Source organism: Flavobacterium movens, from assembly GCF_039581425.1.
GTDB classification, from domain to species: domain Bacteria; phylum Bacteroidota; class Bacteroidia; order Flavobacteriales; family Flavobacteriaceae; genus Flavobacterium; species Flavobacterium luteolum.
On record NZ_JBCPXY010000001.1, the window covers coordinates 159,993 to 181,872 of the forward strand.

At 35.0% G+C, this 21,880-nt stretch carries 13 protein-coding genes; 10 read left to right on the plus strand and 3 right to left on the minus strand.

Annotated elements, in window-relative coordinates; all coding sequences use genetic code 11:
* Nucleotides 1-333: 333 nt before the first annotated feature.
* From AAYQ05_RS00700 to AAYQ05_RS00730, 7 genes are all read left to right on the plus strand, one after another.
* Complete coding sequence (locus AAYQ05_RS00700; protein ID WP_343540512.1) at nucleotides 334-1,512, plus strand: FecR family protein; 1,179 nt, start codon at nucleotides 334-336, stop codon at nucleotides 1,510-1,512.
* 190 nt (nucleotides 1,513-1,702) lie between these two features.
* A complete protein-coding gene (locus tag AAYQ05_RS00705; protein ID WP_343540514.1) occupies nucleotides 1,703-4,924 on the plus strand; it encodes a TonB-dependent receptor in 3,222 nt (1,073 codons plus the stop codon).
* Nucleotides 4,925-4,932: 8 nt separating this feature from the next.
* The gene (locus AAYQ05_RS00710) at nucleotides 4,933-6,426 is read left to right on the plus strand and encodes a RagB/SusD family nutrient uptake outer membrane protein (RefSeq protein WP_343540515.1); all 1,494 of its coding nucleotides are present in this window, start codon (nucleotides 4,933-4,935) and stop codon (nucleotides 6,424-6,426) included.
* Between the two features lie 99 nt (nucleotides 6,427-6,525).
* Nucleotides 6,526-7,605: a SusE domain-containing protein gene (locus tag AAYQ05_RS00715; RefSeq protein ID WP_343540516.1), complete on the plus strand. Its 1,080-nt coding sequence runs from the start codon at nucleotides 6,526-6,528 to the stop codon at nucleotides 7,603-7,605.
* 119 nt (nucleotides 7,606-7,724) lie between these two features.
* Nucleotides 7,725-9,122, plus strand: coding sequence for an alpha-amylase family glycosyl hydrolase (locus AAYQ05_RS00720; protein WP_343540517.1), 1,398 nt, complete (start codon nucleotides 7,725-7,727; stop codon nucleotides 9,120-9,122).
* A 39-nt stretch (nucleotides 9,123-9,161) separates the two neighbouring features.
* On the plus strand, nucleotides 9,162-11,342 hold the full coding sequence (locus AAYQ05_RS00725) for a glycoside hydrolase family 97 protein (RefSeq protein WP_343540518.1): 2,181 nt from the start codon (nucleotides 9,162-9,164) through the stop codon (nucleotides 11,340-11,342).
* 279 nt (nucleotides 11,343-11,621) lie between these two features.
* Nucleotides 11,622-14,738: an Ig-like domain-containing protein gene (locus AAYQ05_RS00730; protein ID WP_343540519.1), complete on the plus strand. Its 3,117-nt coding sequence runs from the start codon at nucleotides 11,622-11,624 to the stop codon at nucleotides 14,736-14,738.
* A gap of 215 nt (nucleotides 14,739-14,953) precedes the next feature.
* Here AAYQ05_RS00730 and AAYQ05_RS00735 read toward each other — a convergent pair whose 3' ends face one another.
* Nucleotides 14,954-15,508 (minus strand): DUF5683 domain-containing protein, encoded by a 555-nt coding sequence (locus AAYQ05_RS00735; protein ID WP_343540520.1) that lies wholly within the window; start codon nucleotides 15,506-15,508, stop codon nucleotides 14,954-14,956.
* A 181-nt stretch (nucleotides 15,509-15,689) separates the two neighbouring features.
* On the opposite strand from AAYQ05_RS00735, the gene AAYQ05_RS00740 reads away from it, so the two are divergent.
* Both AAYQ05_RS00740 and AAYQ05_RS00745 read left to right on the plus strand, forming a co-directional pair.
* Nucleotides 15,690-15,839, plus strand: coding sequence for a hypothetical protein (locus tag AAYQ05_RS00740; protein WP_343540521.1), 150 nt, complete (start codon nucleotides 15,690-15,692; stop codon nucleotides 15,837-15,839).
* Nucleotides 15,823-16,329, plus strand: a complete 507-nt coding sequence (locus AAYQ05_RS00745) for a DUF6169 family protein (protein WP_343540522.1) — start codon at nucleotides 15,823-15,825, stop codon at nucleotides 16,327-16,329. Before AAYQ05_RS00740 ends, AAYQ05_RS00745 begins: the two co-directional genes overlap by 17 nt.
* Before the next feature lie 158 nt (nucleotides 16,330-16,487).
* Here AAYQ05_RS00745 and mfd read toward each other — a convergent pair whose 3' ends face one another.
* Both mfd and AAYQ05_RS00755 read right to left on the minus strand, forming a co-directional pair.
* Nucleotides 16,488-19,853 carry a transcription-repair coupling factor gene (gene mfd / locus AAYQ05_RS00750; protein ID WP_343540523.1) on the minus strand — a complete coding sequence of 1,122 codons (3,366 nt, stop codon included), beginning with the start codon at nucleotides 19,851-19,853 and terminating at the stop codon, nucleotides 16,488-16,490.
* Complete coding sequence (locus tag AAYQ05_RS00755; protein WP_281634491.1) at nucleotides 19,846-20,454, minus strand: hypothetical protein; 609 nt, start codon at nucleotides 20,452-20,454, stop codon at nucleotides 19,846-19,848. The genes mfd and AAYQ05_RS00755 overlap by 8 nt, the downstream gene beginning before the upstream one ends.
* 323 nt (nucleotides 20,455-20,777) lie before the next feature.
* Here AAYQ05_RS00755 and AAYQ05_RS00760 point away from each other — a divergent pair, with 323 nt between their 5' ends.
* Nucleotides 20,778-21,716 (plus strand): L-threonine 3-dehydrogenase, encoded by a 939-nt coding sequence (locus AAYQ05_RS00760; RefSeq protein WP_343540524.1) that lies wholly within the window; start codon nucleotides 20,778-20,780, stop codon nucleotides 21,714-21,716.
* The last annotated feature ends 164 nt before the right edge of the window (nucleotides 21,717-21,880 follow it).

Genomic DNA, 21,880 nt, shown 5'->3' on the forward strand with positions numbered 1-21,880 from the left:
TTTTTTAAAACCAACAGATTGAAATCTTTTTAATCTATTAATCTGTGGCTAAAAAAATCAATTGCCTCTAAATAATTTTGGCTAAAGCCTAATTTGAGACTGAATTTTATAACCTCCAGTTAAAACTGGAGGCAATTGAAAAAAAACAAGACAGCAAAGGATTACAAAATGCATTTAATCATTATTTCTTCAAAAAACGAACTTTATTATTTCATTAAAAATCAACACGTTAAATAATTAAAAGTGTTAAAATTTAAAAATTTATAACGTTTGAGTAGTACTCAATTGCATCTCAACTGTATTATAGAAACACAGAACCTAAAAACATTCTTAATGAATTCAAATTCTGAAATAAAAACGCTTTTAGAGAAATTTATTTTAAATCAATGTACTGCCGAAGAAACAGAACAGGTTATTGCCTATTGCCGCAATAATACTCTTACCGATGATTTTCCAACGGTTGAAGAAGTGAAAAATCTTTTGGATGAAATGCCGAAAATGGATGAGCAAAAAGCTGATTCTATTTTCGACAATATTCTAGCTGCAGCAAAAGAGCAAGAAACGGTTATAGAATTACAGCCAAGAAAATCAAATTATAGAAAATACATTTCTATTGCAGCTTCTGTCTTGGTTCTTTTGGGAGTTGGTTTTGCTTACAAACAAGGTTTCTTTACTAAAAGTACAGAAGTTCCATTCGATTTTAAAAGTTCTGACATTGTCTTGCAAATGGAAGATAGAAGTGTTCAGGTTATTTCTGAAAATGGAAAAGTTCAGGTTCATGATGAAAAAGGGAATGTTGTTGGAAATCAAGATGGAGATAAATTAGTTTACGAAAATCAAGCTGATTCTGATAAATTAGCATATAACACCCTTAAAATTCCATTTGGCAAAAAATTCCGTCTGCAATTGTCTGATGGAACGATGGTTCATTTAAACTCTGGAACTACTTTAAAATATCCTGTAAAATTTATCGCTGGAGAAAATCGTCAGGTTTATCTAGACGGAGAAGCTTTTTTTGATGTGGCAAAAGATAAAAAACATCCTTTTATTGTAAATGCAGATGCACTGAATGTACGCGTTTTAGGAACTCATTTTAATGTTTCTAATTATCCTGAAGATGCCGTTACCGATGTAGTTTTGGTTGAAGGTTCTGTTGGAATGTATCGTTCAAACGAAGAATTTGACGCTTCTAAAAATACCATTTTAAAACCGGGTTATAAAGGAAGTTTCAACAAAGAAAATGCTTCGATTTTTACAAAGCCTGTAATTACAGAAATCTATACTTCTTGGATTGATGGCGGACTGACTTTTAGAAACATGACTTTCAAAAACATCATTACCAAACTGGAAAGACGCTACAACGTAACCATTATTAATAAAAATGAAAAACTGGCTAACGAGAAATTCAATGCCAGCTTTAAAGAAGAATCAATAGAGAATGTGATGAGCTATTTTAACGATATTCATGGCATTAATTACACTATAAAAAACAATCAAATACTAATTAAATAACCACTAAAACCAATACAATATATGATGAGATAACATTACGGGAATAAAAAAATCGGAAAGAGCTGCGAACAATTTCCGATTAACTAAGTGATTGAATATAACGAATTAACTACAATCAATTAACAAAATTATGAAAAAAAAATCTAAGAATAATGGGTTTCTATACTCATTGTTCCAAAATGACCTAAAATTGAAATTAACTACTCTACTTATTTTGGTCGCCATGTTTAATATCAAAGCGAGTACTTATGCGCAAAAGACAAAAGTTACCCTTGAATTAAACAATTCAACAATCGAAAAGGTTATTGAGACCATTGAACAAAAAACAGATTTCAGATTTATCTACAAAATGAATGACGTCGATTTAGATCGAACGGTTTCCATTTCTGTAAAAGAACAATCGATATATGTGGTTTTGGACAGAATTTTTAAAGGAACTCCGACCGAATTTAAAATTCGCGACACACAGATTATCCTAAAAAAACCTGATTTAAAAACGCAAAATATTGGCGACGAAAAAGAAACAATTTCTGGAATTGTTACCGACGAAAATGGTGCTCCGCTTCCTGGAGCTTCTATTATCGAAGAAGGCACAAAAAACAGTGTTGTAACCGATTTTGATGGTAAATTTAAATTTACTGTCGAAAGCAGTTCTTCTATAATTGTGGTAAGTTTTGTGGGTTATAAAACAAAAAAAGTTCCTGCTGGAAATGGCGTTTTAAATATTCAATTGGAGCCAGATGCTACCAACTTGCAAGAAGTTGTTTTGGTGGGTTACGGTTCTTTGTCTAAAAAAGACGTTACTGGAGCTGTATCTACAATCAATGCAAAAGACATGAATCAAGGAGCACTTGTAAATCCGTTGCAATTGATTTCTGGAAAAGCGGCTGGTGTTAATATCAACCAGATTGGTAGCGAACCAGGAGGTGCTCCAAGTGTGCGTATTAGAGGTATTTCTTCTCTTATCGGTGGAAACGATCCGTTGGTTGTGGTAGATGGAATTCAGGGAAACTTAGATTTATTAAATCAGATTCCACCAACAGAAATCGAGAATATTGACATCTTAAAAGATGCATCGGCGACAGCTATTTATGGTTCTCGCGGTGCGCCTGGAGTTATCATTGTTACTACAAAAAAGAATAAAGCAGGAAAAACTACAATTGAATATATTGGCTCTGCATCTGTAGATTTTATTCCAAAAAAATTAGATATGCTAAGTGCTGATGAATGGTGGACAGCGGCTCAAAATGTTGGCGTTCCTGCATCTGCAAACCACGGTTCTGATACAGACTGGTACGGAATTTTGACTAAAACTGGAGTTACACAAAACCATACATTATCTTTTGGAGGAGGAGCAGAAAAATTCAACTATAGAGCTTCGATCAGTGCAATTTTGCAAGATGGAGTTGTAATCAATTCAAACAATAAAAAATATATTGCACGTGTTCAGGCATCGCAAACAGCTTTGGACGGAAAATTGAGACTGACTTATAATTTAAACAACGGAACAGATTATACCACCTCAAGTATTCAATCTATCGGACGTGTAAATTATGTTTCTAACTTAATTACAAATGCTTATTTAATGCGTCCGACTGATCCTGTTTTCAATACAGACGGAACGTATTTTACAGATCCAAACGTTTTTCAATACTTAAATCCTTACGCTGCACAGCAGGAAATTACAAATGAATCTCAAGCTGATAATTTGTTTGGAAGTTTAAAAGCTGATTTGGATTTATTTGACGGATTAACAGCTAGCTGGTTCGGAAGCTGGAGAAAAACAAACAAAACGATTGGTTTTTATAATCCCTCATCATCTACAGATTCTCATGCAATCGATCAGAAAGGTTTTGCTAACATTAAAAATGACAGACAAAACGAAAGATTAATGGACATCAGTCTTAATTATAAAAAGACTTTTGGAGCACACAGCATTAATGTTTTGGCATTGTATGAGTGGCAAAATCAATTGTATCAAGGAAATTATGCTCAAATAAGAGGTTTTGTTGATGATATGACAACGTACAATAATCTAGAATTGGGAGACATTTCGAAAGTACTTCCTGGAGATATGAAATCGTACAAAAATGACAGAACAGTTGTTTCTTTCTTAAATCGTATTAACTACTCTTATTTAGATCGTTATTTATTTACAGGTAGTATTAGAAAAGATGGTGCATCTGTATTTGGCGCTAACAATAAATGGGGCTATTTTCCATCTGCATCTGTTGCGTGGAATATTTCAAAAGAAAATTTTATGTCTAAACAAACTTTGGTTAATGACTTAAAATTAAGAATTGGTTATGGTGAAACTGGTAATCAGCAAGGATTAGAGCCTAATAAAACACAGCTTTTAGTTGGTAGTAGTGGAAGTACTTATTTTGGTGGTTCTCAAATTAATAATTTCAATATTGCTCAAAATGCAAATCCTGATTTAAAATGGGAAACTAAAAAACAAACCAATATAGGTCTTGATTTTGCTATGCTAGACAACAGATTAAGAGGAACAATTGATGTTTATACTTCAACAACAGATAACTTATTATTTGATTATACCGTACCTCAGCCTCCATATCCTTTCAATAAAATTAAGGCAAACGTAGGTAGCATTTCAAACAAAGGTCTTGAGATTTCTCTTGGATATGACGTAATCAGAAACGAAAACACCACTTTTACACTTGCTGGAAATGTTTCTTTAATGAAAAACGAAGTGCTTAACTTAAGTGGCAGTATTAATGGAGTTCCTTTAAATACAGATTATGTTGCTTGGGGAGGTGCAGGTTCAAGTTCTTACTTAATAAAAGGACAGCCAATTGGCACGTACAATATTTTACATCATACAGGTGTAGATGCCGCCGGAGTTGAAACAGTAGAAGATCGTGACGGAAATGGCACTATTGATCAAGGTGACAGAAGTGCAGACAGAGTTATTAGAGGATCTGCTTTACCAAAATATACTTATGCTTTCAACCCAACCTTTACGCACAAAAACTTTGACGCATCAATGTTATGGAGAGGTTCAGGAGGAAACAAAATCTACAACCAAGTACGTGCTAACATAAGCAAACTGGAAAATATTGGTAAATCTAACATTCTGGCAAGTGCTGTAGATGAAGGCATTTATACTTCTCCTTACGCATCTGATATGTACTTAGAAGATGGTTCATTTTTGCGTCTAGAAAATGTTACTGCTGGATATAATTTTCGTTTCACTGATGTTAAATACATCGAATCTGTTAGAATCTCACTTACAGGAAACAACCTTTTACTTATCACAAATTACTCTGGTATAGACCCTGAAGTAACTTTGAGCGGAAGTGGAAAACCTGAAGACAACTTTGGTTCAGATAGAGGAATTTATCCTCGTACCAGAAGTATCGCTATCGGTTTGAATGTAAAATTTAAATAGTAAAAGAAATGAAACTTAAAAATATATTAGTATTAGGAAGTGTATGTTTCCTATCTCTTGTTGGCTGTACCAATGTAGATGAAAATATTTATGATAAATATCCTGCCGAAGATTTCTACGGAACTCCAGCTGGTGCAGATGTTGCCCTTGCTAGTGTATATGCACAAGTAGGCGGAAACTGGGATGGTGTAGGATACGCTGGTGCAGATAATGGCTGGTACGATTTGAACAGTATGGCTGCAGACGAACAAGTAATTCCGCACAGAAATACTGGCGACTGGCAGTTGGACTTTGCTCGTGTTTACACACACAAATGGCTTCCAACAGATTTGATGGTAAACAATACTTGGAACTGGCTTTACAAATCAATTTTTAGTGCCAATTTAGCCGTTTCTCAGTTAGAAACTGCCAATGCAGAAAAGTCTAAAATTGCAGAAGCAAAAGTATTACGTGCGTTTTTCTATTATTTATTAATGGATGATTACGGAAATATTCCATTCTATACAGACAATAACATTACCGTTGATAAAATTCCACAAGCAAGCCGTCAGCAAGTTTATGATTTTGTGATAAAAGAATTGACTGAAAATGTTGAATTGCTTTCTGGAGAAAAAGGAGGAAATTATTATGGAAGATTCAATAAATGGGCTGGTTATACATTATTAGCAAAAGTATATTTGAATGCAGAAGTATACATAGGCCAAGCGAAATGGGCAGAATGTCTTGCTGCTTGCCAGAAAGTTTCTGAAGGAAATTTTAGTCTTCACCCAGCTTCAAACAATGCTGCAAGTCCGCTTGGAAACACTTATTATGAGTTGTTCGGAGATGTACTTCCAGCTGATGAAACTATTCTTTCAATTTATACTACTGTAGATGTTGTTTCTAGAAACATTCTTAGTGTAAGAAGTTTATACGGACCACATTGCCAAGCTCTTTTTGGGTACAGCGGATGGAATGGTACAATTGTTCCAAAAGATTTCTATCAAAAATATACTGATAGTGACATTCGTAAAAAACAGTTTTTAATTGGAGAACAGCCAGGCGGAACAAATTACACACTTGATATCAGTTCATTAGACAATCCTGGAGCTGGTGCACAAGAAGGAGTTCGTAACGTTAAATTCTATCCTGTAACTCCTAGAAATGGCGGAGGTGCATCAAACGACTTCCCTATTTACAGATATGCAGACGTTCTTTTAATGATGGCTGAATGTAATGTTCGTCTAAATAATCCTGCTGCAGCAAAACCATTTATCGATGCTGTTAAACAGCGTGCTGGTTTAGGCGCTTTGGATAATGTTCCGACTCTAACAGATATTTATAACGAAAGAGGTCTTGAGCTAAACTGGGAAGGTCACAGAAGACAAGATATGATCCGTTTTGGAACTTTCTTAGCAGCAAAACAATTCATGGACAGTTCAGAAGAATATAGAAAAATCTATCCTATTCCAACTTCGGCTTTAAACGCAAATCCAGGTCTTAAACAAAATCCAGGTTACTAATTAAAAGTATTTTATGTGAAATCGCCGTTCTTCAAAAACAAGTTTAATACATGAAGTACGGCAGTATCATGGTACTTTAAAAACAAATAATAACTACATATGAAAAAATATATAAATAGATTATTTGCACTTACAGCCTTGCTTATTGTTGGAGCTGCTTGTGAAAATGATGCCGAATTGACCTATCTAAAAGATGTTCAGTTTCCATCAGATATAAAAATTGCTCCAAGTACAACTTTTGTGCTTCTGGAAGACAATGCAGATACAGATGCTATTACCATTTCTTGGGATAAAGTTACTTTTCCTGTTGAAGCGCCTGTAACTTATGCAGTGCAGTTTGATGTTCCCTCAGATATTACAGGTTCAAATGCTTGGCTGCATGCCACACGTATAGAAGTAGGACAAGATGTTTTAACGAAAACTTTTACAGTAAGAGATTTCAATAAAATTGCAACAGATTTAGGTCTTCCAGTAGATAAAGCCAACAAACTTATTGTACGAGTTGAAGCTTTAATGGACAGAAAAGTGTTTTCTAAAAATGTTGAGTTAACGGTTACTCCTTACGAAAAAGCAGTTGTTTTTGGTGAGATTTTTATGCCTGGAGATTATCAAGGTTGGGCAGTTGAAACTGCTTCTGCTTTAACAGCAATAGAAAAAGGTATCTACCAAGGATACATGACTGCTGAAGGTACTGCATTAGCATTCAAATTAAATACTGCCAGAACATGGGCCGAATTTTATGGTGCAGGTGCTACTAATGAAGATCTAGTTAGAATGGATGATGATAATTTATTTCTTCCAAGTGCAGGTTCATACCAAATTAAAGTAAATTTGAACACGCTAAAATGGTCTGCAACTCCTTATGCATGGGGAATTGTTGGAACAGCTCAAACCGGAGGATGGGACAATAGTACTCCTATGAGTTACAATCATCAGACTAAAACGTGGAAAGTAACAGCAGATTTAGTTCCTGGAGCATTGAAATTCAGATTGAACAACAAGTGGGACGTTAATTACGGACCAAAAGATGCTACAACAAATACTATCAATCGTGACGATCAAGGTTCTTATACCATTACTGAAGCGGGAACTTATGAAGTTACGTTCACTATTGAAGAAACAGATCCAAATACAAATGGCTATCCTGCAACAGCAACTTGCAGTATAGTTAAAAAATAATCTAGCACATTCATACTTGTTAGATTAGTTTTGAGTGATACCTGCCTTTCTGAGCAAAAGGCAGGTTATCTAAAAATAAAACTCCTGCTCAAAACCTATTTAATTTAATTTTTAAAATTATGAAGTCTAACTCCAACATTTTTCTTGCTTTACTGCTTTCAATAGCTTTTGTATCGTGCAGTTCTTCTGAAGAAAATCCGAAACCCGAGCCAAATCCACAGCCTGGAAACGAATATCAGCAGTATGGATCACCATTTGATAAAGTTGCAGCCAATGAAGATGCCGTAATTTATCAGGTAAATGTGCGCTCTTTCAGTCCGGAAGGAAACTTAAAAGGTGTTCAGAAACGACTTGGAGATATTCAGAAACTAGGTGCAAATGTCATTTATCTCATGCCGATTTATCCTGTTGGAAAAGTAAAAATGGCTGGAAAATTAGGTTCACCGTATTCTATTAAAGACTACAAAGCCGTTAATACCGATTACGGAACATTAGAAGATCTTCGAGCTTTAGTAACAGAAGCACATAGCAAAAATATGGCGGTGATTTTAGACTGGGTTGCCAATCATACTTCTTGGGATAATCAATGGATAACAGCTCATCCAGACTGGTATCAGAAAGACGGTAGCGGCAACATTATCATTCCGCCAGGAACAAACTGGCAAGATGTTGCACAGTTAAATTATACCAATGTTGAAATGAAAAAAGCCATGATCGATGCCATGTCATATTGGGTTTACAATGCCAATATTGATGGTTTTAGATGTGATGCTGCCGATTTTGTTCCTGTAACTTTCTGGTCAGAAGCAATAACTAAAATTCGTAAAATCAAAAACCAAAGACTGATTTTAATGGCCGAAGGCTCAAGAGCCAATCATTATGATGCTGGATTCGATTATACTTTTGGTTTTGCTTATTTCGGCGCTTTAGAAAAAGTATTCTCAGAAGCACAGCCAGCAAGTTATCTTCAAACAGAAAGTTCTAAAGAATATGGGCAGTTAGATGCTTCAAAACGAATTGTGCGCTATACTACAAACCACGATGTTAATCTTTCTGACGGAACTCCGCTTGAACTTTTTGGAGGCAAGAAAGGATCTCTTGCAGCTTTTGTAATTGCATCGAGTATGAAATCTGTTCCTATGATTTATAACGGTCAAGAAATTGGATACAACAAACGTATTGATTATTTCGACAATGTGCCAATCGATTGGTCTACTGCAGATAATGACATGCTTTTGGAATATCAAAAAATAATTGCTTTTAGAAATTCAAGTGAAGCGCTTCGAAAAGGAAAACTGACTGGTTACAGCAGTAATGATGTGAGTGCTTTTACCATGGAAACTACAGCTGATAAGGTTTTAATTGTTGCTAATATCAAAAATAAAAATGTAAAATATACTGCTCCTACTGCTTTGGCCAACACCAATTGGACAGATGCATTGACTGGAAATCAAATAGCAATTGGAACAGAAATCAATTTAGAAGCTTATCAATATTTAATCCTTAAAAAACAATAACGCTTCTGATACAAATAGATTTGTAAAAACTAAAAAAACATGAATTTTCAATCCCAAAAAATACTGTTCCAAATTCGTTTGGACAGGAAAACTGCGCTTTTATTTTTCCTCTGCCTCTGCTCTTTAGCGGTTAACGCACAAGAAATAACTTCGCCAGACAAAAATCTTTCCTTAAAATTTGAATTGAAAGAAGGTGGAATTCCGTCTTATCAATTATCATACAAACAAAAACCGGTTATTAAACCTAGTTCTTTAGGTTTAGAACTTCAAAATATGCCTTCGTTTTTGGATGGTTTTACCGTTACAAATACAGCACAATCTTCTGTTGATGAAAGTTGGAATCCGGTTTTAGGTGAAGAAAAAACAATTCGAAATCATTATAACGAATTGGTTGTCACTTTAGCGCAAGCAAAAAACAATAACAGATTTATTAGAATTCGTTTCCGTTTATTCAATGATGGATTAGGATTTAGATACGAATTCCCAAAACAAAATGACCTGAGCTATTTTGTAATTAAAGAAGAACGTTCGCAATTTAACTTAGCTGGAAATCATAAAATTTTCTGGATCCCAGGGGATTATGATACTAACGAATATGCTTATACTACTTCAAAGATTTCAGAGATTCCTTCGCTGATGAAAAAAGCCACAATCGAAATCAATTCGCAGTGGCCAATTGCAGCATTATCGGTACAAACGCCGTCAATGATGAAGTCTGATGATGGTTTGTACATCAACATTCACGAAGCCGCATTGATTAATTATCCAGCAATGTATCTTGAAGTTGATCCTGTAAACAATAAAATGATTAGTCATTTGGCGCCAGATGCTGTTGGTGCAAAAGGTTATATGCAAACCGACGCACAATCGCCTTGGAGAACTATTGTGGTAAGTGATAAAGCAACAGATATTTTAGCTTCAAAATTAATCTTGAATTTAAACGAACCAACAAATTACAAAGACGTTTCATGGATTAAACCTGTAAAGTTTATCGGAATTTGGTGGGAATATTTTGTTGCAGGAAGAAGTACTTGGGCTTTTGGAAAAGAAACCAATGTAAAATTAACCGATGATTTTACCAAACTTACTCCAAACGGAAAACATGGAGCCACAACAGAACGTGCAAAAGAATACATTGATTTTGCGGCTAAAAATGGTTTCGATGCAATTCTTATCGAAGGATGGAATATTGGCTGGGAAGACTGGATTAACAACTGGAAAGAAGAAGTTTTTGATTTTGTAACAGCTTATCCTGATTTTGATGTAAAAGCAGTTCATGAATATGCAGCTTCAAAAGGCGTAAAAATTATCATGCATCACGAAACTTCTGGATCGGCAACCAATTACGAACGTCGTTTGGATCGTGCTTTTCAGTTTATGAATGATAATGGTTATGATGCTGTTAAAACGGGTTATGTTGGAAAAATTATTCCGCGTGGAGAACATCACGACGGACAATGGATGGTGAATCATTACATCAATGTTGCCAAACGTGCCGCCGATTATAAAATCATGATTGACAGCCACGAAGCCGTTCGCCCTACAGGATTAAACAGAACTTATCCAAACTGGATTGCTCAGGAATCGGCACGAGGAACGGAATTTGAATCTATGGGAGGATTGGCTCCAGATCACACAACCATTTTACCTTTTACAAGATTAATGGGTGGACCGATGGATTACACTCCGGGAATTTTTCAGACCGATCTTTCGTATTATGGAACAGGAAGTACACAACGCGTAAATACAACTTTGGTAAAACAGTTGGCTTATTACGTAACGATGTACAGTCCATTGCAAATGGCGGCTGATATTCCGGGGAATTACGAACGTTTTCCAGATGCATTTCAGTTTATTAAAGACGTTGCTGTTGATTGGGACAACAGTTATATTCTGGAAGCTGAACCGGGAGATTATATCACAATTGCCCGAAAAGCAAAAGGCAAAAATGAATGGTTTATTGGCGGAATTACAGATGAAAATGCAAGAACAGCAAACATTTCATTTGATTATTTACCTGCAGGAAAAAATTTCGTTGCCACTATTTATGCCGATGCTAAAGAGGCCAATTGGAATCAGAATCCACAAAAATATAGGGTTACTAAATTTATCGTAAACTCAAAAACAAAATTAAAACAGTATTTAGCTCCAGGCGGAGGTGTTGCCATAAGCATTAAAGAAGGAACTGCTGCAGAATTAAAAGGATTGAAAAAATTATAACTTAAGATTCTAAGGTTCTGAGCCACTAAGTTTCTAAGCTTTTTGCTACGACTCGAGCGATAGCGAACAGGCGAAGCAATTACACGAATTAATACTATTTAAAAAATTAGTGAAAATTAGTGCAATTCGTGGCAGAAAAACTATGCTCATTTTTGAGCAAAAAAAAAAACTTACTATTTTGAAAACTATTAACCACAAATGTTTGTCGAATTTAAAAACAATGCGAGTGAAAATGAATTTTAGTTAAGAAATGCCGACAAGCATGCAAAAACTATTATTATGAAAATAAACAATACCCCTAGATTATTTCATATTACCAAAGCATTAGTTTGCTTTCTACTATTATTTGCAGGTTCAGTTTATGCACAAGATCCTGCACAATACGGGACACCTTTCGCTGGTGTTCCTGACACGAGAGATATCAACATGTATCAAGTGCATATTCGTCCGTTTAGTGCCAACGGAGATTTAGCCGGAGTAACCGCCCGATTAGACAATATAAAAGCACTGGGCACTAATGTTATTTATCTAATGCCGATTTTCCCACATGGCACCGATTCCCGAAGTTCGGCTTCACCTTATTGTATCAAAGATTTTAAAGCCGTTGGATCAGAATATGGATCTTTAGCCGATTTAAGGACTTTGGTTGATGGCGCTCACAGCCGCGGAATGGCTGTAATTCTAGATATTGCCATCAATGGAACTTCTTGGGACAATGTCTGGATTGCTTCACATCCTGAATATTACAAGAGAACTGGCACAACAATTCAGCAATTAGGAAACTTCTCCGATATTGCGGCGCTTGATCTTAATAGCTCTGCTACACGAGCAGCTATCAAAGATGCCATGCGTTACTGGATTTTTGCCGCCAATATTGATGGTTACCGTTGCGATTATGCCAACAATCCGCCTTTAGATTTCTGGTCAGAAGTGAATTCAAATCTTCGAAGCATAACTTCTCACAATTTATTGATGTTAGCAGAAGGTGACCGTCAAGAGAACTTTCAGGTTGGTTTCGATATGAATTATGGAGACAGATGGTTTCATAGTGGTTTATATGATATTGCTAATGGAGGTCCTGTTTCTCAAAGAATCCAAGATCAGACTACTTATGAATATGCTAAAGCGACCGGAAATCAGCAAATCGTGAGATACACTGGTAACCATGATACTTACACCAATGATGATGGCGTAAGAAGACCGTTTGTTGTATTTAAAAATCACAACGGAATTGTTGCCAATTTCTTAGTTTCAGCTTATATGAGAGGAGTTCCTTTTTTAATGAGCGGACAGGAAATAGATTACGAACCAAAAACCGACTGGCCGTGGACAAACTTTAAATTCAACTGGTCACAAAATCCAACGGCTGCTGCAGATTTTGCCAAAATCTTAAACTTTAGAACTACAAGTGCAGCAATCAGACGAGGTGATTTAACAACTTATGCAAATGATGACATTAGTATTTTTACAAAAACATTAGGTTCAGAAAAAGTAATCGTAATGTCGAATTTGAGAAATGCTGCAAAGTCGTATGTTATTCCAGCAGCTTTGGCAGGAACTTATGTTAATCCTTATAACAATAATGCTTCTGTAACTTTAACCGCAGGTTCTACGCGTAATTTTGCTGCCTACGAATATTTAGTTTTAACCAATACAAATGCACCTGTTGTTGCGGTAACGGGAGTTTCTGTTAGTCCGACAACAGTAACAGTTGGTTTAGGATCAACACAGCAGCTAAATGCAACGATTGCTCCAGCAAACGCAACAAACCAAAATGTAACTTGGACCTCTAGCAATACAGCTGTTGCAACCGTAAACGCTTCCGGTTTAGTGACCGCAGTTACAGCGGGAACAGCAACGATTACAGTTAAAACAGTTGACGGAAATAAAACAGCAACTTCGGCTATAACTGTTGCTGCAATTCCAGTTTCTTCTGTAGCAGTATCTCCTACCTCAGCAAGTTTGTATGCAGGAAATACACAACAGCTTACAGCGACAATCTCGCCTGCAAATGCAACAAACAAAAATGTAACGTGGAGTTCAAGCAATACCGCAATTGCAACGGTAAATTCAAGCGGACTTGTAACAGCAGTTTCTGCAGGAACTGCAACGATTACGGCAACGACACAAGACGGAAACAAAACAGCTTCGGCTACAATTACGGTTAATCCGAATACCAATTTTACTGTTTATTTCTACAAACCATCAAATTGGGGAACTGGAATTAAAATCTACTATTGGAATGCTTTACCAACAGGAGTATTGGCAACTGTAAACTGGCCAGGAGTAAACATGACCGATGCTGGAAATGGCTGGTACAGCTATACTTTTACCAATGTAACTTCGACCAATTTAATTTTCAATGATGGAACAAACCAAACAGCCGATTTAAGCAGAGATAAAAACGGATGGTACATGAACAGCGCTTGGTACGATTCTAATCCAGGAACTGGTGTTGCGGTTACTAGTGTTAGTTTAAGTCCAAACACAGCCTCATTAAATGTTGGCGGAACACAGCAATTAACCCCAACAATTCTTCCTGCAAATGCAACTAATAAATCGGTAACTTATAGTTCAAACAATACGGCTGTAGCAACTGTAAATGCTTCTGGTTTAATTACCGCTGTAGCGAATGGAACAGCGACAATTACTGTTGCAACTGTCGACGGAAACAAAACTAGTACATGTCTGGTATCGGTTACAACCGCTTCTGGAGGAGGAAATTATTACACGATCAAAAATAGATGGACTGGCACTTATTTATCTGACGCAGGAACAAATACAGGTTACGGAACAACCGTTTCTGGCAACAACTATAAATGGCAAAAAATAGCAATTGATGCCACTTATTTCGTTCTTAAAAATGTAGCAACTGGCGAATTGATGAATATTGAAGGCCAAACTGGAACGGTTCAATGTAATATTACCGATACTACTTTCTGGAGCGCACAATGGTCTAGCGATTACATTGATGGAACTTGGGTTCGTTTAAGAAACAGATGGCAGACAGGAAATATTATTCATATAGAAAACCAAACAGGAGCTGCACAATACGGAAATTCACAAGACGGCTGGTACAGCGCGCAATGGCAATTGGAGCCAACAACAGTTGGAACATCAAAAATGGCTTTAAATGTTGAAGAAGTTTCTACAACAGAACCGTTAATTGGTATTTACCCAAATCCAGCGACAAACAATGTATTTAATATTTTAATGCCAGAATTAGCAAGTGGAGATACTGCAGAAATTTTCGTTTCTGATTTAAACGGAAGAACTCTACTAACTGAAAGACTTTCTTCTTCAGGGCAAGTAAATCATCATTTATCTTCTGGAGTTTATATTGTAAATATTATTTCTAAAGATTTTAATGTGACCAAAAAACTGATTGTTAAATAAGCTGATTTTATCTGAAAAATCAAAGGCGTATGAAAATTTCATACGCCTTTTTTTATTTTATTTTGCCACAAATTGCAAGAATTGGCACGAATTTATTTAAAACTATATTGCCACAGATTAAAAGGATTTAAATGATTTTTTAATCTTCAAATCATTTAAATCTTTGGCAAAAAAAGAATTCGTGAAAATTTGTGGAATTCGTGGCGAATCTTTTTTTAAAACGAATAATTCAGAGCAACTCCAAAATCATTCTTTAAATTGATATCATTTTTTATGATTGCAGGTTTAAACGCTAATCTTTCATCTACATTAAATTGAGACAAAGCAGCATCAACATTGGCATCGATTATATTTAAAATATAAAAACCCACCATAAATAAAGCAGATAAATCTCTGTTTCTCTGATAGCCTTTTTGAGCCGTAATTAATTGGCTTTCGCTTAAACCAGCCAAAAATTCCGAATCACTTTTTTTTCCTTCCAATCTGCTTTTATATTCATCTCTGTACAAATTATAGTTTTTCTGATTATCAATATACAAATATGCACTTGTACCAATTCCGCCATAAAATAAAGGAAGTTTCCAATATTTTTTATTGTAGATCTGACCTAAACCAGGCAAAACAGCCGAATAAAATGCAGCCTTTGCAGGACGAAGCGGGTCAATGGTTTCCGATTTTAGAGAATCTTGTAAAATATTTTTATTTTTTCCCTGAGCGAAGATTGTAGTTAATCCTAAGAATAGAAAAAGAAGAATAAATTGGTTCTGCATATAAAGTTATCTTTGAAAATTTGACTCAAAGAAAACTTTTTAATTCTAAGATTTTTCTTAATTAAAAGATAAAGAAAACTTAATTTTTCAAACCATACTAACACTCAACACGATACACTTATAAAATAAAAATAATACTACAAAAATTGCAATATTCAACTTAAATCTGTTACTTTGCAATATGAAAATTACATCAGTAAATAAAGAGGTTATTAAAAAAGCAATTATCAAAATGAGAGAAGATAAGGTTGCTGTACGCTCTTTTTTACAAGGAAAAACTTCTGCCGAAACCTTAACTTCTAAAGGTATCAAACTTGTTAAAACAATATAATTATACTTTTAATTCTGATTCTGGGTATTACAGTTTTTTCACTAAAAGGCAAATTGAATACAGAGTTGCTTTTTATGAAGATTTCACTTTAGCATCTTGCATTAATGAAGATACAGAATTGGGAAATGTTTATCAAATCACTATAGATAAAATTAGCAGTCAGCCTGCACCATTTGACGTATTGGTTTCAGAAACAATCAAGAACATTATAATCGCTTTTTTTGAAAGTATTCAAGATGCACTGATTTATGTTTGCGATGATAATGACAAAAAAGCCTTTCAAAGATTTTCTGCTTTTGACAGATGGTATACTAAAAGTTCTATGACTGATTATATCAAAAAACTTAATAATATCATCGAATTTAATTCTGATAATGAAACCATAAAACTTTATACCTCTTTAATGTTTCATAAAAAAAATGTCAATATTAAAAATATTGAAGATGCATTTAATAATATCAGTAATACTTTAAATGGAGAAAAACCATAATTTAAAATAGAAATGGCGCATGAGGTTTTCATACGCCATTTCTATTTCATTTTGCCACAGATTAAAAGGATTTAAATGATTTTTTTAATCTTCATAATCTTTTTAATCTGTGGCAAAAAAAATCGTGTGAATTCGTGCAATTCATATCAAACTTTATTTTACTCCTCAAACAATTCCATCAACTCCAGCGCACGTTTTATCGACTTCACATTTTCAAAAGTCAACAATAAACGTAATCCGTTTACGGTTTGTTTTTCTTTCATTTTGCAAAGATTACTATGCTTTTGAACAAAGTTTAAAACGTTTCTGAACTTCACAGATTGATAATAATCTGATTGCTGATCGGATACGAAATAACCAATCATTTTTCCTTGCTTCAGAACTAATTTTTCGATTCCTACTTTAGTTGCAATCCATTTAATTCTGATACTGTTTAATAAAGAAACAGCAGGTTTTGGCAATGGCCCGAAACGGTCAATTAGTTTTTTCTCAAATTCCTGTAATCCGGCTTCGTCTTTTATTGCACCTAATTCGTTATATAAAACCAAACGTTCTGAAACATTATTGATGTATTCATCTGGAAATAAAAGCTCAAAATCGGCATCGATCTGAATATCTTTTACATATTCCTTCGTATCGATGTCATTTTCTTCTGGATACAAATCTTTGAATTCGTTTTCCTTCAATTCTTCAATCGCTTCGTTCATGATTTTTTGATACGTATCAAAACCAATTTCGTTAATGAAACCGCTTTGTTCACCACCTAATAAATCTCCTGCTCCACGAATCTCAAGATCTTTCATCGCAATGTTGAAACCGCTTCCGAGTTCGCTGAATTGTTCCAACGCCTGAATACGTTTTCTCGCATCTTCGGTCATCGACGAATATGGCGGACAGATGAAATAACAGAATGCTTTTTTATTGCTTCGACCGACGCGCCCGCGCATTTGGTGCAAATCTGATAATCCGAAATTGTTAGCATTGTTGATGAAAATCGTATTGGCATTTGGAACGTCCAAACCACTTTCTATAATTGTGGTTGCCACCAAAACATCAAAATCTCCGTTCATGAAACCTAACATCAATTCTTCAAGTTTGGCACCATCCATTTGTCCGTGACCAATTCCGACTCTTGCATTTGGAACCAAACGTTGAATCATTCCTGCCACTTCTTTTATATTTTCAATTCGGTTATTGATAAAGAAAACCTGTCCGTTTCGCTGAATTTCATACGAAATTGCATCCCGAATAATTTCTTCATTAAAACCAACAACATTCGTTTCAATCGGATATCTGTTTGGTGGTGGCGTTGTAATTACCGATAAATCTCGAGCTGCCATCAACGAAAACTGAAGCGTTCTCGGAATTGGCGTTGCAGTCAAAGTCAGCGTATCGACATTTGCCGCAATAGTTTTCAATTTATCTTTTACGTTTACTCCAAACTTTTGCTCCTCATCAACAATCAATAAACCTAAGTCTTTAAAAACCACATTTTTATTTACCAATTGATGTGTTCCAATAACAATATCTAGCTTTCCTTCGGCTAAATCTTTTAAAGTCTGTGTTTTTTGTTTTGCCGTTCTAAATCGGTTTAAGTAGCCAATTGTAACAGGCATATCTTTCAAACGTTCCGAAAAAGTTCTGTAATGTTGGTAAGCCAAAATTGTTGTCGGAACTAAAACGGCTACTTGTTTGCTATTATCAACCGCTTTAAAAGCTGCACGAATCGCAACTTCCGTTTTTCCAAAACCAACATCACCACAAACCAAACGATCCATTGGGCGATCACTTTCCATATCGGCTTTTACTTCTGCCGTCGATTTCATTTGGTCTGGCGTATCTTCGTAAATAAACGAACTTTCCAATTCGTTCTGAAGATAACTGTCAGGCGCAAACTGAAACCCTTTTTCTAAACGACGTTTTGCATAAAGCTGAATCAAATTGAACGCAATATGTTTGACACGTGCTTTGGTTTTTTGTTTTAAAACCTTCCAAGCATTCGAACCAAGTTTATAGATTTTCGGAGGCGTTCCGTCTTTTCCGTTGTATTTGGAGATTTTATGAAGCGAGTGAATACTAACATACACGATATCATTATCGGCATAAACCAATTTTATGGCTTCTTGTGTTTTACCCTCAACCTGAATTTTCTGTAGTCCGCCAAACTTACCAATTCCGTGATCGATGTGCGTTACATAATCGCCAACCGAAAGTGCTGTTAATTCTTTTAACGTGATATTCTGCTTTTTCGAATATCCGTTTTTAATGTTGAATTTATGATAACGCTCAAAAATCTGATGATCAGTATAAGCCGTTATCTGATTTTCTTCATCAATAAAACCTTGATATAAAGGCAATACAATAGTATTATAATGTTTACGGATATTCTCTGAATTAGCTTCATCTAAAGATTCAAAAATATCATGAAAACGTTTTGCTTGTGTATCATTCGAACAAAACAGATAATTCACATATCCGTTAAAATGATTTTCGCTTAGATTATTCAGCAATAAATCAAATTGTTTATTGAAAGATGGCTGCGGCTGAATATGAAATTCGAACTTTTTAGTGGTTTTATAAACTGGTCTTGAGGCCAATTCTACAACCGAAAAATCTAAAGATCTTTTTATAAATGACGCCTGATTTAAAAACAATTGTTCTGGCGTAGCATGTTTTATTTCTTTCGACAATTTCTCAAAAGCTTCTTCTGCTCTTGCAAATTGTTTGTCTAACTGACTAAAAAGTCCTTCAGTATTCTGAATGATAAGAACTGTTTTTTCTGCAATATAATCTAAGAAGCTTTCACGATTTTCCTGAAAAAGTTTGTTTTCGACATTCGGGATAATCGTGATTTTTTTATGCGTTTCTACTGAAAGCTGTGTTTCAACATCAAAAGTTCTGATGCTATCGACTTCATTTCCGAAAAACTCAATTCGGTACGGATGATCGTTCGAAAAAGAGAAAACATCGACAATTCCACCACGAACCGAAAATTCTCCAGGTTCTGTAATAAAATCTACTCTTTTAAATTCGTATTCGAACAAAACTTCGTTGATAAAATCAATCGAAATTTTATCGTTCAGCGCCACTTTTAGCGTATTTTTATCTAGTTCTCTTCTTGTTACTACTTTTTCAAAAAGTGCTTCAGGATAGGTAACAATTACAGCTGGTTTTTTTCTCGAATTAATTCGGTTTAAAACCTCCGCGCGAAGCAGAACATTGGCGTTGTCAGTTTCATCAATCTGGTACGGACGGCGAAATGAAGCTGGATAAAACAATACATCTTGTTCTCCAATCATTTGTTCTAAATCGTTTAGATAGTATGCCGCTTCTTCTTTGTTATCTAAAACAATCAGAAAAGGCAGTTCGGTTTTCCTGAAAACAGAACGTATTATAAAAGAAACAGCAGATCCCAACAATCCGCTGATGTTCATTTTTACCTGATTTCCTTCCAGTAAACTTTTAGCAATCTGCTCGGCTTTTGGCAGATTATCGTATGTAGTATATAAGGCGTTTTTACTCAACTCTTGGTATATTTTTATCTAATGGCGGTGCCGAACTCGGAATCGCACGTGTTGTATCTAACATTCTAAGGAAATCTTCTTCTCCTTGTTCTTTAGGAATCTTGGCTTTTTCGACAATTTTATCCATTTGTCTTTCCAAAGAAATCAGTTCCTTATTGATTTCCTGAATTAAAAAAACCACTTTATCATCTGGAATGTTGCTCAAATGAATAAACAAATCCAGCATTTTAATTTTAGTAATCAAAATAGAAATACGGCTCTTGATCTGAGGCTGATTAAACTGAGCAGGTATATTATTATTAAGAGCCATCGCTTTTTTGGAAATAGCTGCAGATTTTTTCTGAAACGCACCAATGGTCTTTCTAGGCTTTTCCCCTATTTCTTTTATAAATTCACGCCATTCTGTCCAAGAATTCAATTGTGATTCTGAAATCTCATTAATGGGTTCGTCTAGAAAAGTCCAGCCTTTATTTATATTGTTAAAAATAGCTTCTTTCTTTTTCGCTTCTTTTGCATTTTCTGCAAGGCGTTTTTCATTTTCATTTTGGCAAGAAAATAATACAGTTGTCAAAAGCAGAAAAAGAGATATTTGGTATTTCATTGATTAAAACAGTTAGGCTGCAAAGTTACGAAGTAAATTTACAATTATGAATTCTGTTTTTTGCTAAAGATTCTATAAATCAAGGTTATTTTTTTGTCTTTTTATTACTATCAGAGAATCAATTATAACAATTTTTATTTGATTAGTATAGCAATAAAATGGCGCTTTTTCATCGGTTTTCAAAAAAGGCACAAAGACACACTTTTAAAAGAGAATAATATAACAAACAAACTTTTTAATTATTGAATTTATAATTTACCATCCAAAAAAGCGCAAGTAATTGCGAAAACGTTATATTTGTATTCTCTAAAAATCATCAAGAAATGAACCCTAAAATATTGATCATTGGCGCATGCGGTCAGATTGGAACAGAGCTGACTCAAAAACTGCGTAAATTATACGGAACCGAGAATGTTATCGCTTCTGATATTAGAAAATTAAATACTGATGTTGTTAATTCGGGACCTTTTGAAGTGGTCAATGCTTTAGATTTTAATCAGATCGAACATTTGGTCGAAGTGCATAAGATTACCGATATATATCTGATGGCAGCACTTTTATCTGCAACTGCTGAAAAAAATCCAGCTTTTGCTTGGGATTTGAATATGAATTCTCTTTTTCATGTTTTGAATTTAGCAAAAGCAAAAAAGATTCAAAAGATTTTCTGGCCTTCGAGTATTGCAGTTTTCGGCCCAACAACTCCAAAAGAAAACACGCCACAATATACGGTAATGGAGCCTTCAACTGTTTACGGAATCAGTAAACAAGCGGGCGAAAGATGGTGCGAATATTATCATAATATTTATGGTGTTGATGTTCGCAGTATTCGTTATCCAGGCTTAATCAGTTGGTCTACTCCTCCAGGCGGCGGAACTACAGATTATGCAGTTGATATTTTCTATAAAGCTATTGCCGATAAAAAATACGAATGCTTTTTATCTTCTGAAACCAAAATGCCAATGATGTATATGGATGATGCGATTGACGCGACAATTAATATCATGAAGGCGCCAGTTGAAGAAATCAAAATACATTCTTCATACAATTTGGCTGCGATGAGTTTTACTCCAACTGAAATTGCTGCAGAAATTAAAAAGCATATTCCTGAATTTGAGATTACTTATAATCCAGATTTCCGTCAGAAAATTGCAGACAGCTGGCCAGCTAGCATAGACGATTCTTCTGCTAGAAAAGACTGGGGATGGAATCATAAATTTGATCTTGAAACTATGACAAAAGATATGATTGAGCATTTGAGTTAAATTCTTCTCAGCACAATTTGTTTACTATCATTAAAAGGCAAATAATCAATTGCCTCCAACTAAAGTTGGAGGTTTTTTGTTATAAAAATAAAAGGCTTTAGCCAGACTTTTATGGTTTGGCTAAAGCCTTTTTTATTCTCATTTTTGTTCCTCCTGCTAAAGCT

What these genes read in the sequence shown, in the direction of transcription:
- AAYQ05_RS00715 (WP_343540516.1), top strand. Translation starts at nt 6,526, where the DNA reads ATGAAAAAATATATAAATAGATTATTTGCACTTACAGCCTTGCTTATT.
- AAYQ05_RS00710 (WP_343540515.1), top strand. Translation starts at nt 4,933, where the DNA reads ATGAAACTTAAAAATATATTAGTATTAGGAAGTGTATGTTTCCTATCT.
- AAYQ05_RS00760 (WP_343540524.1), top strand. Translation starts at nt 20,778, where the DNA reads ATGAACCCTAAAATATTGATCATTGGCGCATGCGGTCAGATTGGAACA.
- AAYQ05_RS00755 (WP_281634491.1), bottom strand. Translation starts at nt 20,454, where the DNA reads ATGAAATACCAAATATCTCTTTTTCTGCTTTTGACAACTGTATTATTT.
- AAYQ05_RS00700 (WP_343540512.1), top strand. Translation starts at nt 334, where the DNA reads ATGAATTCAAATTCTGAAATAAAAACGCTTTTAGAGAAATTTATTTTA.
- AAYQ05_RS00725 (WP_343540518.1), top strand. Translation starts at nt 9,162, where the DNA reads ATGAATTTTCAATCCCAAAAAATACTGTTCCAAATTCGTTTGGACAGG.
- AAYQ05_RS00740 (WP_343540521.1), top strand. Translation starts at nt 15,690, where the DNA reads ATGAAAATTACATCAGTAAATAAAGAGGTTATTAAAAAAGCAATTATC.
- AAYQ05_RS00735 (WP_343540520.1), bottom strand. Translation starts at nt 15,508, where the DNA reads ATGCAGAACCAATTTATTCTTCTTTTTCTATTCTTAGGATTAACTACA.
- AAYQ05_RS00730 (WP_343540519.1), top strand. Translation starts at nt 11,622, where the DNA reads ATGAAAATAAACAATACCCCTAGATTATTTCATATTACCAAAGCATTA.
- AAYQ05_RS00720 (WP_343540517.1), top strand. Translation starts at nt 7,725, where the DNA reads ATGAAGTCTAACTCCAACATTTTTCTTGCTTTACTGCTTTCAATAGCT.